The organism is Blautia sp. MSK.18.38 (assembly GCF_024460535.1).
Classification (GTDB): domain Bacteria; phylum Bacillota; class Clostridia; order Lachnospirales; family Lachnospiraceae; genus Blautia_A; species Blautia_A fusiformis.
The window spans coordinates 241783-253599 of sequence record NZ_JANFYP010000002.1 but is presented as its reverse complement, the minus strand read 5'-3'; the positions used below and the strand labels follow the sequence as shown (position 1 = coordinate 253599).

Genomic DNA, 11817 nt, shown 5'->3' with positions numbered 1-11817 from the left:
GAAGTGTGGTAACACATGGAGCTGACTGTTACTAATCGGGTGAGGGCTTGACCAAGAAACGCAGGTTAAGAATTGATTCAAGAGTTTGATTAACGATCAACAGGCATGTATGTAGTTTTTAAGGTATAATCCTTAAATTAAATATTTCCTCCTTAGCTCAGTCGGTAGAGCATGCGGCTGTTAACCGCAGTGTCGTTGGTTCGAGTCCAACAGGGGGAGCATGGTGCCATAGCCAAGTGGTAAGGCAAAGGTCTGCAACACCTCTATCCCCGGTTCAAATCCGGGTGGCACCTCTTAGAAAGCCCTGGAAAGATGAATTTCCAGGGCTTATTTTTCCTATAAAAATGTACTTGCTGAAGACAGACTTCTGGAAGATCGGACAGCATCCTTTCCTGATGCTGTCCGACAGATCAGGAATTTTTTTCCGTAAGCAGGATTCGTTTACGATTATAAACCAGATGAAGATACATGGCATCCTGAGCACGCAAAGCATCATGCTCTGCAATGGCAGCTGCGATTTCGCGATGTGTTTCAATTGTCTCTTCGTGTAGAGCACCACTGGTTGATTCGACAAATAATGGAATAGAGCTGTTAATTACGGGAATCAGCCGCGGAACAACAACATTTTTGCTGCTCAGCGCGATCGCTGTATGAAATTCAATGTCTTTTTGGGTATGATCCACATGTTTTTTTAATAATGCTTCAACATCATCACAAAGTGTGGTGATTTTTTTTATATCTTTTTTATTGGCGCGGGTGGCAGCCATTGCTGCAATAGAGGGTTCAAGCAGAAAACGGACTTCAAGAAGGTCATGGATCAGCTTCTGCTTGTTGCCGATAAAGGTTAATCCCAGCGGATCCTCCACCATTCCCGGAGATGATGCGATATAGGTTCCGGATCCCTGACGGATCGTCACGATATTTCTGGAAGCAAGAAGCTTCATTGCCTCGCGGACAGAGCTTCTTCCGGCATTCAGACGTTCGGACAGAACCGTTTCATTAGGCAGCTTGTCTCCAGGCTGCAGATTTTCCTTTAAAATAAATGCGATGATGTCTTCCGATAATTTTTGCGGAAGACTTTTTTCTTCTGATGACGAAATCATCATATGAGTTTCTCCATTTCTATTCGTTATTTCTTTTTATATTTTCCTTATATCTATAATAATTCCTTTAAACTATAATGTCAAAACGACAAAATGCACAAAAAATAAGACGATAATTTAGATAAAATTACAGTATTGCGTTTTTGCAAGAATGAATATATTATAAATACATCAGATGAATTGAAACGAAAATAAAGAAAATCAGTACAATTCAAAAGAAAAAACAACAGAAAGGTCAGATGTATTTAACGAAAAGTAAAACATCGGATGAATTAAGGAGGCAAAAGCAGAAAAAATGGAAGAAACAACATTTACAGCAGATCCAATGAGATTGATGCTTGCTGCGGCAGTGGGAATTGTGATCCTGCTGGTGCTGATCATCAAATTTAAACTGCATCCGGTTCTGTCAATGATGATTTCAGCGATCATCATCGGTGCAGGTGCCGGAATGCCACTGGAAATGATCTCAGACACAGTAGAAAAAGGTGTTGGAAAGACATTACAGGGAATCGCACTTCTGGTAGGACTGGGTTCCATGTTCGGCGGAATACTGGAAGTGAGCGGAGGCGCTCAGAGAATAGCGGAAACACTGATCGACAAATTCGGTCAGAAAAAAGCCGGTTGGGCACTGGGACTTACCGGACTGGTGATCGGTACAACCGTATTTTTTGAAGCAGGTGTTGTAGTACTGATCCCACTGGTATTCAGTGTTGCAAAGCAGACAAAAAAATCCACACTGTATTATGCAATCCCACTTCTTTCAGGTCTTGCCAGCGGATATGCTTTTGTACCGCCTTCTGCGGGATCTGTACTGGTTGCCAATGCACTTGGCGTAAACCTGGGAACTATGATCATGGTTGGAGTTCCAACTGCACTGATCTGTATGCTGGTTTCAGGAATTATCTGGGGAAATCTGGTTGGAAACAAAATTTTCACTGAACTTCCGGCCAATGTGGAAGAAATCAAAGATGATGGAAAAGAGTTGCCGCCATTTGGTCTGGTGCTGGGCGTGATACTGATCCCGCTTGTTCTGATCCTTCTCAGTACTGTATCTAAATACATGCCAATTCCGGCAGGAATACAGAGTTTTCTCGGATTTATCGGAAAACCGTTTCTGGCACTGACTATCGCAACGCTTGCAGCAATGTATTTTCTTGGAATCCGTCGTGGCTTTACCGGTGCACAGTTAAAGAAAATACTGGATCATTCACTGAGACCGGTTGGAATGATCCTTCTGGTCATCGCCAGCGGCGGAGTGATCCGATGGATGCTTCAGGATTCCGGCCTTGGAAATATTATCGGACCGGCCCTGGAAAAAAGCGGTCTTCCGCTGATCCTGATCGCGTTTCTGATCGCAATCCTGGTAAGGGCATCTGTGGGAAGCTCCATTGTGGCAATGACCATGGCATCAGGAATCATGGCGACTATGCCGGCAGTAATGGATACAAGCATGCTTTACAGAGCTGCTATGTGCTGTGCGATCTGCGGTGGTGCAACTGCACTGAGTCATGTAAATGATGCCGGATTCTGGCTGGTAAGTACTTTCCTTGAGATTGACGAAAAAACGACATTAAAATCCTGGACGATCATGGAAACACTGATCGGTGTTACAGCACTTGTTGTAGGCTTTGTTATTTCAATTTTTGCATAGGAGGAAGAGCGTAATGATAAAGATACCGGTTTATTTAAGAGACATGTATGATGCAAAGCATCTTGTACAGGCTGCATCCGGCTGCCGGAAGGATGTGGAACTGATCTGTGGAAGATATGTCGTAGATGCAAAGTCCATACTGGGAGTATTCAGCCTTCCTACATTTAATAATGTGGAAATCGGAGCAGAAGAAGAGGATGTAAAGGAACTTAGAGAAAAGCTGGAAAATCTGAATCTGATCAGAGAATAGGAAATGGAGGAAAAAATCATGAAGTTAGTAAGTCAGGAAATGAGAAAGCTTGCACCGGAGCTTGATCCGCTGCGCCTTGGAACAGGATGGAAAAAAGAAGATCTGGGAAAGGTTCAGGTCATGGTGGAAAGCACTTATGGTGACAGCCATCCGGGAAGCGGACACCTGAACATCCTTGTGGAAGAAGTTCGTAAAGGAATCGCAGAAGAAGGTGGTTTTGGTGCACGCTATAACTGTACCGATATCTGTGATGGTGAAAGCCAGGGAACAGACGGAATCAACTACAGCCTGGCAAGCCGTGAAATGATCGCAAACATGATCGAGATCCATGCAAATGCAACACCATTTGATGCCGGTGTATATCTTTCAAGCTGTGACAAGGGTGTACCTGGAAATCTGATCGGACTTGCAAGAGTAAATATCCCTTCCGTATTTGTTCCGGGCGGAACCATGAATGCGGGACCTGAGATGTTGACCCTTGAGCAGCTGGGAATGTACAGTGCAAAGTTTGAGCGTGGAGAGATCAACGAAGAGAAGCTTGACTGGGCAAAATGCAATGCTTGCCCAAGCTGTGGAGCCTGCTCCTTTATCGGAACAGCTTCAACAATGCAGATCATGGCAGAGGCACTTGGACTTACACTTCCTGGTACAGCTCTGATGCCGTCAACAAGCCCGGATCTTCTTGCTTTCGCAAGAGAGGCAGGAAGACAGGCAGTAAGGATCGCACAGATGGAAAATATGCGTCCTTCTGATATCGTAACTATGGACAGCTTTGAGAATGCGATCCTTGTACACGCTGCAATCTCCGGAAGTACAAACTGTCTGCTTCACATTCCGGCGATCGCACATGAGTTTGGCATTGAGATCACAGGTGATACCTTTGACAGACTGCACAGAAATGCAAGATATCTTCTGGATGTACGTCCTGCAGGACGCTGGCCTGCTGAGTGCTTCTATTATGCAGGTGGTGTACCGGCGATCATGGAGGAGATCAAGGAACATCTCCATCTGGATGTTATGACAGTTACAGGAAAGACTCTCGGAGAAAACCTTGAGGAGCTGAAGAACAACGGATTTTATGAGAAATGCGACAAATGGCTTCAGGAATTTAACAAACGTTACAATGTAAACCTTACAAAGGAAGATATCATCCGTCCATATGACAAGGCAATCGGAACCGACGGAAGCATCGCTGTTCTCCGTGGAAACCTTGCACCTGAGGGAGCTGTGATCAAACACACCGCATGCCCGAAGGAAATGTTCAGATCCGTTCTCCGCGCAAGACCGTTCGACAGTGAAGAGGAGTGTCTGGATGCAGTTCTGAAGCATAAGGTTCAGAAAGGTGATGCAGTATTCATCCGTTACGAGGGACCAAAGGGAAGTGGAATGCCGGAGATGTTCTACACATCTGAGGCAATCAGCAGTGATAAAGAGCTTGGAAAGAGTATCGCACTGATCACAGACGGACGTTTTTCCGGAGCATCTACAGGCCCTGTTATCGGACACTGCAGCCCTGAGGCTGTTGACGGTGGCCCAATCGCACTTGTTGAGGAAGGCGACCTTATTGAGATCGACGTTATGGAAAGAAAGCTGAACATCATCGGAATCGCAGGCGAAAGAAAGTCAATGGAAGAGATCGACCAGATCCTTGCCGAGAGACGTAAAAACTGGAAGCCAAGAGAACCAAAATACAAAAAAGGTGTGCTGAGACTTTTCAGTGAGCATGCTGCAAGCCCAATGAAGGGAGCCTATCTGGAGTATTGATCATGAAACATAAATTTATTACTCTCGGCGAGATCATGCTGCGTCTGACACCGCCGGATTATGAAAAAATCAGAACAGCAACAACCTTTGAGGCAAGATACGGGGGAAGCGAGGCGAATGTCGCCCTTTCCCTGGCAAATCTTGGAATAGATGCTTCATTTTTTACAGTAGTTCCGGATAACAGTCTTGGAAAAAGTGCTGTACGTATGATGAGAAGCAATGATGTGAACTGTGACAGTGTGGTTTATTCCACAGAGGAAGAAACTCCGACACACCGTCTTGGAACTTATTATCTGGAGACAGGTTACGGGATCCGCCCCAGCAAGGTAGTTTATGACAGAAAGCACAGCGCTTTTTCCGAGTATGACTTCAGCAAAACAGATGTGAAAAAACTGCTGGAAGGATATACATGGCTGCATCTGAGCGGGATCACCCCTGCTCTTGGAACAAAATGCAGGGATCTGATCTTAAACTGCCTGAAGGCAGCAAAAGAAATGAACATGACCGTAAGCTTTGACGGAAATTTCAGAAGTACGCTGTGGACCTGGGAAGAGGCCAGAGATTTCTGTACACTTTGTCTTCCATATGTAAATGTCCTTTTCGGGATCGAGCCGTACCATATCTGGAAAAATGAAGAAGACCACAGTGCAGGGGATGTAAAGGATGGAATCCCGTTTCAGCCGGATTTTGAACAGCAGGAAAAAGTGTTCCGGGCATTTGCGGACAGATATCCGAATATAAAATGCATTGCAAGACATGTCCGTTTTGCACATAGCTGCAGTGAAAACAGTCTTATGGCATATCTCTGGTTAAACGGAAAGACTTACGAAAGCAAGCGCCTGACCTTCCACATTCTTGATCGTGTCGGTGGCGGAGATGCATTTGTAAGTGGGATCATCTATGGCCTTATGAATGAGTATACACCGGAAGATACCGTGAATTTCGGTGTTGCTGCCAGTGCTGTGAAGCATACGATCCATGGTGATGGAAACATTACCGATGATGTATCTATGATCAGACATGTGATGGAAATGAACTTTGATATAAAAAGATAAAAAGGAAGGGAAATTCAGATGAAAGAGATAGCAGAAAAATTTCAGAAATTTGGTGTGGTTCCGGTTGTAGTGCTGGAAGATACAAAAGATGCAGTACCGCTGGCAAAGGCTCTGGTTGAGGGCGGCCTTCCATGTGCAGAGGTGACATTCCGCACAGAAGCAGCAGAAGAGTCTATCCGTCTCATGGCAGAGCAGTTCCCGGAAATGCTTGTGGGAGCAGGTACCGTACTTACAACAGAACAGGTAGACGCGGCTGTTGGCGCCGGAGCAAAATTTATCGTAAGCCCGGGCTTTGATCCTAAGATCGTAGACTATTGTCTGGAAAAAGACATTCCTGTTTTCCCGGGATGTATCACACCATCTGAGGTTGCGCAGGCAGTGAAAAGAGGTCTTAAGGTAGTAAAATTCTTCCCGGCAGAACCGGCAGGTGGAATTTCAATGATCAAGGCTATGGCAGCTCCTTATACAGGAATCCGTTTTATGCCTACCGGCGGGATCAATGCGAAAAACCTTGAGGACTATCTTTCCTGTGACAAAATCCTCTGCTGCGGCGGAAGCTGGATGGTAAAAGGAGATCTTGTGAAGGCAGGAGAATTTGACAAAATAAGAGAACTGACAGCAGAAGCAAAAAAGCTTGCGGATTCCATAAGAAAGTAATCAAACTTAATACACATATTCAATAAAAAAAGCAGAACCCTGTACAACCAGGCAGAGTTCTGCTTTTTTGTCAATTATTGTGAAAATAGATCAATGAAGCAGGATCGGCAGAAGCTTTTTCCGCTTCAGCTGCCAGATCAGCTGCAGGACCCGCAGAAGGTTTCCGAAGATCCATTCGGTAAAGATAAAAGATCCCACCGAAGAAACCGGGAATCAGTCCGGCGTATCCACCGGCACATAAGATCACAGTCAGCTTCACCATCAGTTCTGTCTGAAGTTCCAGACAAACAAGTAATCCTGCAAGAATTCCGGCTACACTCCATCCAACTGTCAAAAGTGCAAGAAAAACAGCTGGCGCAGGGGCCTTTTTTAAATTTTGATCTAAGTGATTCCACAGTACTTTATACATAATCCATTCCTCCTGTTTTGCTGGAATTATACTTCTGCTGTTGTCAGCAACAGTCAGCCATAATATTGATTTCCTTTATCTGTCTGTATTATAGAAAAGAAATGTAAAATACAAATGCGCAGGAATGAAAAATCTTTGTAAAATATAAGTAGAAATTGCATTTTGAATTAAGAACCGATATACTTATAAATATAGTTATTGATAATATTCGATCACAGCCGAAAACATTTTTCTACAGCTGTGATACGTGAGTGAGAGAATTAAAAGGGGGCAGATAAAAGCCCCCTGAAATCATATAGAGAGTAAAGAGGAGGGGTGGAAATGGAGCATACGGAAGAATATGTGAAGCTGGAGAATGTATCCAAAATCTATGGATCAAAAGAAGTGAAGATCATAGCTGTGGATGAGATCAGCTTCCGGATAAAAAAAGGAGAATTTGTGGTTGTGGTAGGACCAAGCGGTGCCGGAAAGACAACGGTGCTGAATATCCTGGGCGGAATGGATAAGGCCACATCCGGCAATGTCTGGATCGATGGAAAAAATATCGCAAAATATACAGACCGGCAGCTGACCGGATACCGACGGGAGGATATTGGATTTGTATTCCAGTTTTATAATCTGGTGCCAAATCTGACTGCATTGGAGAATGTGGAGCTTGCTCTTCAGATCTGTAAGGATCCTCTGGATGCTAGGACAGTTCTGGAGGAAGTAGGGCTGAGGGAGAGACTGACCAATTTTCCGGCACAGTTATCCGGCGGTGAGCAGCAGAGAGTTTCCATAGCCAGAGCGCTGGCGAAGAATCCAAAGCTTCTGCTCTGTGATGAACCTACAGGAGCGTTGGATTATCAGACCGGCAAGGCAATCCTGAAGCTCCTTCAGGATACCTGCAGGGAACGGGGCATGACGGTTATTGTCATTACTCATAACTCTGCATTGACACCTATGGCCGACCGTGTGATCAAGATCAAAAACGGCAAGGTTTCCAGGATGACTGAAAATGCACATCCCACACCAGTGGAAGAGATTGAATGGTAGGTGACGGAATGAAGGCATTACACAAAGATTTCTGGATGGAGATCCGGAAAAGTAAAGCACGTTTTATCTCGATCTTTCTGATCGTGGCACTGGGTGTTGCATTTTTTTCCGGGATCCAGGCGTCTTCTCCGGATATGAGATATTCCGGAGATGCTTATTATGAAGCAGCAAAGCTGATGGATCTGAAGATCCAGGGAACCCTGGGACTGACTCAGCGTGATGTAAAAGCGGTATCGGATATTGACGATGTGGAACTGGCTGAGGGCAGCTACTCTACGGATGTTATGAGTGGAGAGGACGATGCCAGGAAGGTTCTTCATCTGGAATCTATCAGCAGCAATTTTAATCTACTTACAGCAGATGAAGGAAGGATACCGGAAAAAAGCGGCGAGATTTTTCTGGACAAGCCATTTGCAAAGAATCGGGGGTATAAAATCGGGGATACCATATCTGTCAGTGAGGATGGAGACAGTGAGCTTCTGAAAAAAACAACCTATACAGTTGTGGGAATCGGAAGCAGCCCTCTTTATATTTCATTTAACAGAGGAAATACGACTCTTGGATCCGGTGAGGTCAGCGGCTTCGGATACATTCTTCCTGAGGATTTTGAACAGGAAGCTTTTACCCAGATCTATATTATGGTCCATGAATCCGGGGATGTGATCAGCTATACCGATGCTTACGATAATCTTATCAGGAAAATACAGAAGCGTGTGGAAGGCATCGAAAAAGAACAGTGCAGCCTGCGCTACGATGAGATCGTCGCAGAAGCCAATGAAAAACTGGATGATGCCAGAAAAGAGCTTGAGGACGGAAAGAAGGAATCAGAGGAAAAACTTGGCGACGCGAAGAAAAAGCTGGATGATGGGCAGAAGAAGTATGAGGATGGAAAAAAAGAGTACGAAGATGGAAAACAGCAGCTCAGTGATGCAAAAAAGGAGCTGACCGATGGAAAACAGCAGCTTGCTGACGGAAGAAAGCAGATTGAAGATGGATGGTCTCAGCTTAACAGCGCAAAACAGCAGGTGGAAGACGGTCTGTCCCAGTTAAATACTGCCAGATCCCAGCTTGCCGACTCCGAAGCACAGATAAATGAGAAGCAGGCAGAGCTGACTGCCGGATATGAACAGCTGAATGCCGCAAAACAGCAGGTAAGTGACGGTGAGGTCCAGCTCCGGGAAGCGGAAAAAACACTGGAAAGCAAACAGGCTGAGCTTGACAGTGGAAGAGAACAGTTGGAAACGGGAAAGAATACGATCAAAGAAACAAAGACTGCTCTCACCGGTCAGAAAGAACAGTGTGAGGCAGGACTTGTACAGGTTTCCGAGGGCGAATCCCAGATCAGTTCCAGTGAAGAAGCCCTTTCCGGGCAGCAGGCACAGCTGGATGAATTGACCAGCCAGAAAGAGGCATTAAGCAGTCAGGCGGCGGAGCTGCAGGCGCAGTATGACGCCGGTGTGGAAGCAGGAAAAACCGAGGAAGAGCTGGCGGAGCTTTCCACGCAGATCCAGACTTTAAATGGTCAGATCAGTGCAATGGAAGAACAGATAAATGCCGGTCAGGCCCAGATCGACGGGGCGCAGGCAGAGCTTACTGCAAAAAAATCAGAGCTGGCCCAGACAAGAGCTGAACTGGAGAGCAGCCTAGGTCAGATCAATGAGGGCTTCAGCCAGATCAAAGAACAGGAAGAGACACTTTCCAGGACAGAGGCACAGCTGAACGAAGGCCAGGAAGAACTGGATAAAGGGAAAAAAGAACTGGAAACAAAGAAAGCAGAGCTTTCCGCGGCAAAAGAAGAAATTGCGGTAAACCAGGCAACTCTGGATGATGGCCAGAGTCAGCTGGATTCGGCCAGAGCCCAGCTCAGCTCAGGGCGGCAGCAGCTGGAGGAAAAACAGGCCCAGTTAAATGCCGGTCAGGCAGAGATCCAGGCCAACACAGAAAAGCTTACCAGCAGTCAGGCAGAACTGGATGCAAATGAACAGAAGCTCCTGGATGGTGAAAAAGAGATCCGGGAAAATGAACAGAAATTAAAAGACGCCAAAAAAGACCTGGAGGACGCCAAAAAGAAGCTTTCCGATGGAAAGAAAGAATATCAGGACGGCAAAAAAGAAGCCGATGACAAAATTGCGGAAGCCCAGCAGAAGATCGAGGATGCCCAGAAAGAGGTGGATGATATTGAAACACCGGAGTGGATCGTCACGGACCGCAATGACCTTCCAGAATATTCGGATTTTGGTGATAACGCAGAGCGACTGAAAAACATCGGAAAGGTTTTCCCGATGATATTCTTCCTTGTAGCGGCTCTGATCAGTCTTACCACGATGACACGAATGGTGGAGGAACAGCGAACCCAGATCGGAACCATGAAAGCGCTGGGATACGGAAAAGCATCCATTGCATCCAAGTATCTCAGCTACGCATTTCTGGCTACAGTAGGTGGAAGTATCGCAGGAGTACTTTTCGGAGAAAAGGTTCTTCCGTTTATCATTATCCAGGCGTATGGAATCATGTACTGGAATATTGGCGATCACATGCAGCTGGATTATGAGTTACAATATGCACTGATCGCTTCCGGGGCAGCGGTGATCTGTACTATGGGCGCTACACTGTTTTCCTGCGCAAAGACCCTGGCAGAAACACCGGCATCTCTGATGCGTCCGCCTGCACCGAAAGAAGGAAAACGGATCCTTATTGAACGGATTAGCTTTATCTGGAAGCATCTGAGCTTTTCCTGGAAATCATCCATGCGAAATCTTTTCCGTTATAAAAAGCGTCTTTTTATGACCATTTTCGGAATTGCAGGAAGCATGGGACTGATGCTTGTAGGATTCGGACTTTATGATTCCATTATGGATATTGCAATTCTCCAATATGACCAGATCCAGCACTATGATGCCATGGTGATCAATGATGAGGATGCCACAGACAGCCAGGAAAAGGATCTTCTGAAATTCCTGGACGGAAACAGCGAGATCGATCACTATACCCGTGTGCAGCTCACCAAGATGACGGCACCAAAAGAAAAGGGAAGTGTCAGTATCTATGTGTATGTTCCGGAAAATACGGAAAATTTTAAAGAGGATGTAACATTACGTGACAGAAAGTCCCACGAGCAGTATGAGCTTACCGATGATGGAGCGGTGATCTGTGAAAAAACGGCTTCTCTTATCGGTGTGAAAACAGGAGACGAGATTACCCTGGAGAAAGACAACAGAAAATATAAAGTAAAGATCACTGCTGTCACGGAGAACTATATGGGACATTACGTTTACATGACCCCACCCTGTTATGAAAAAACATTCGGAGAGAAACCGGAATATTCAAGTACAGTATATACTATGAAAGAGGATGCAGAGAGTGATCTGGAAACTCTTGGAAATGCAATCCTGAAATATCCGGCAGCTTTAAGTATCAGCTATACAAGCAGCACAGCAGGTCAGGTAGAGCGAATGCTGGGATCCCTCGGAGCGGTGATCTGGGTCCTGATTATTTCTGCCGGAATGCTGGCATTTGTGGTACTGTATAATCTGAACAACATCAATATCACAGAGCGTCAGAGAGAGCTTGCAACATTGAAGGTCCTGGGATTTTATGATGGCGAAGTTTCCCAGTATGTATTCCGGGAAAATATCCTGCTGTCCTTCATAGGGATTCTGGCAGGCGCAGTGTTCGGAATCTTCCTCCACCGGTATGTGATCACAACCGTTGAGGTAGATGCGGTAATGTTCGGAAGAAATATCAAGCCAATAAGCTTTGTTTACAGTGGAATCATTACCTTTGGGTTCTCCATGTTTGTAAATATGGTGATGCATTTTAAGCTGAAAAAGATCAATATGGTAGAGTCACTGAAGAGCGTGGAATAAAATAATGAAATGATAAGACTGTCTGCA

Annotated in this window: 9 protein-coding genes and 2 tRNA genes; 9 read left to right on the top strand and 2 right to left on the bottom strand. The window is 45.4% G+C overall.

Features of this window, described 5'->3' with window-relative positions; genetic code table 11:
* Positions 1-146: 146 nt before the first annotated feature.
* Together NE638_RS02680 and NE638_RS02675 are read left to right on the top strand one after the other, a co-directional pair.
* A tRNA-Asn gene (locus NE638_RS02680) sits at positions 147-219 on the top strand.
* Between the two features lie 3 nt (positions 220-222).
* Positions 223-293, top strand: a tRNA-Cys gene (locus tag NE638_RS02675).
* Between the two features lie 117 nt (positions 294-410).
* Here NE638_RS02675 and NE638_RS02670 read toward each other — a convergent pair.
* Positions 411-1103: a FadR/GntR family transcriptional regulator gene (locus tag NE638_RS02670; protein ID WP_173745748.1), complete on the bottom strand. Its 693-nt coding sequence runs from the start codon at positions 1101-1103 to the stop codon at positions 411-413.
* Between the two features lie 295 nt (positions 1104-1398).
* Between NE638_RS02670 and NE638_RS02665 the strand changes: the two genes are divergently transcribed.
* The 5 genes from NE638_RS02665 to NE638_RS02645 are packed head-to-tail and all read left to right on the top strand — an operon-like array spanning position 1399 to position 6480.
* The gene (locus NE638_RS02665; RefSeq protein WP_059085313.1) at positions 1399-2754 is read left to right on the top strand and encodes a GntP family permease; all 1356 of its coding nucleotides are present in this window, start codon (positions 1399-1401) and stop codon (positions 2752-2754) included.
* Between the two features lie 13 nt (positions 2755-2767).
* A complete protein-coding gene (locus tag NE638_RS02660) occupies positions 2768-3004 on the top strand; it encodes an HPr family phosphocarrier protein (RefSeq protein WP_021650731.1) in 237 nt (78 codons plus the stop codon).
* Between the two features lie 18 nt (positions 3005-3022).
* On the top strand, positions 3023-4768 hold the full coding sequence (gene ilvD, locus NE638_RS02655; RefSeq protein ID WP_173745743.1) for a dihydroxy-acid dehydratase: 1746 nt from the start codon (positions 3023-3025) through the stop codon (positions 4766-4768).
* 2 nt (positions 4769-4770) lie between these two features.
* Positions 4771-5823, top strand: a complete 1053-nt coding sequence (locus tag NE638_RS02650) for a sugar kinase (protein WP_173745742.1) — start codon at positions 4771-4773, stop codon at positions 5821-5823.
* An 18-nt stretch (positions 5824-5841) separates the two neighbouring features.
* On the top strand, positions 5842-6480 hold the full coding sequence (locus NE638_RS02645) for a bifunctional 4-hydroxy-2-oxoglutarate aldolase/2-dehydro-3-deoxy-phosphogluconate aldolase (RefSeq protein ID WP_021650734.1): 639 nt from the start codon (positions 5842-5844) through the stop codon (positions 6478-6480).
* Between the two features lie 70 nt (positions 6481-6550).
* On the opposite strand, the gene NE638_RS02640 is transcribed toward NE638_RS02645, so the two are convergent.
* Positions 6551-6889, bottom strand: a complete 339-nt coding sequence (locus NE638_RS02640) for a hypothetical protein (protein WP_021650735.1) — start codon at positions 6887-6889, stop codon at positions 6551-6553.
* Positions 6890-7210: 321 nt separating this feature from the next.
* Between NE638_RS02640 and NE638_RS02635 the strand changes: the two genes are divergently transcribed.
* Positions 7211-7924: an ABC transporter ATP-binding protein gene (locus NE638_RS02635; protein WP_021977039.1), complete on the top strand. Its 714-nt coding sequence runs from the start codon at positions 7211-7213 to the stop codon at positions 7922-7924.
* 8 nt (positions 7925-7932) lie between these two features.
* The gene (locus tag NE638_RS02630; protein ID WP_244094790.1) at positions 7933-11790 is read left to right on the top strand and encodes an FtsX-like permease family protein; all 3858 of its coding nucleotides are present in this window, start codon (positions 7933-7935) and stop codon (positions 11788-11790) included.
* The last annotated feature ends 27 nt before the right edge of the window (positions 11791-11817 follow it).

Bases quoted from the DNA above. Each gene is read 5' to 3' on its own strand.
- NE638_RS02670 (WP_173745748.1), bottom strand. From the start codon at position 1,103: ATGATTTCGTCATCAGAAGAAAAAAGTCTTCCGCAAAAATTATCGGAA.
- NE638_RS02665 (WP_059085313.1), top strand. From the start codon at position 1,399: ATGGAAGAAACAACATTTACAGCAGATCCAATGAGATTGATGCTTGCT.
- NE638_RS02660 (WP_021650731.1), top strand. From the start codon at position 2,768: ATGATAAAGATACCGGTTTATTTAAGAGACATGTATGATGCAAAGCAT.
- ilvD (WP_173745743.1), top strand. From the start codon at position 3,023: ATGAAGTTAGTAAGTCAGGAAATGAGAAAGCTTGCACCGGAGCTTGAT.
- NE638_RS02650 (WP_173745742.1), top strand. From the start codon at position 4,771: ATGAAACATAAATTTATTACTCTCGGCGAGATCATGCTGCGTCTGACA.
- NE638_RS02645 (WP_021650734.1), top strand. From the start codon at position 5,842: ATGAAAGAGATAGCAGAAAAATTTCAGAAATTTGGTGTGGTTCCGGTT.
- NE638_RS02640 (WP_021650735.1), bottom strand. From the start codon at position 6,889: ATGTATAAAGTACTGTGGAATCACTTAGATCAAAATTTAAAAAAGGCC.
- NE638_RS02635 (WP_021977039.1), top strand. From the start codon at position 7,211: ATGGAGCATACGGAAGAATATGTGAAGCTGGAGAATGTATCCAAAATC.
- NE638_RS02630 (WP_244094790.1), top strand. From the start codon at position 7,933: ATGAAGGCATTACACAAAGATTTCTGGATGGAGATCCGGAAAAGTAAA.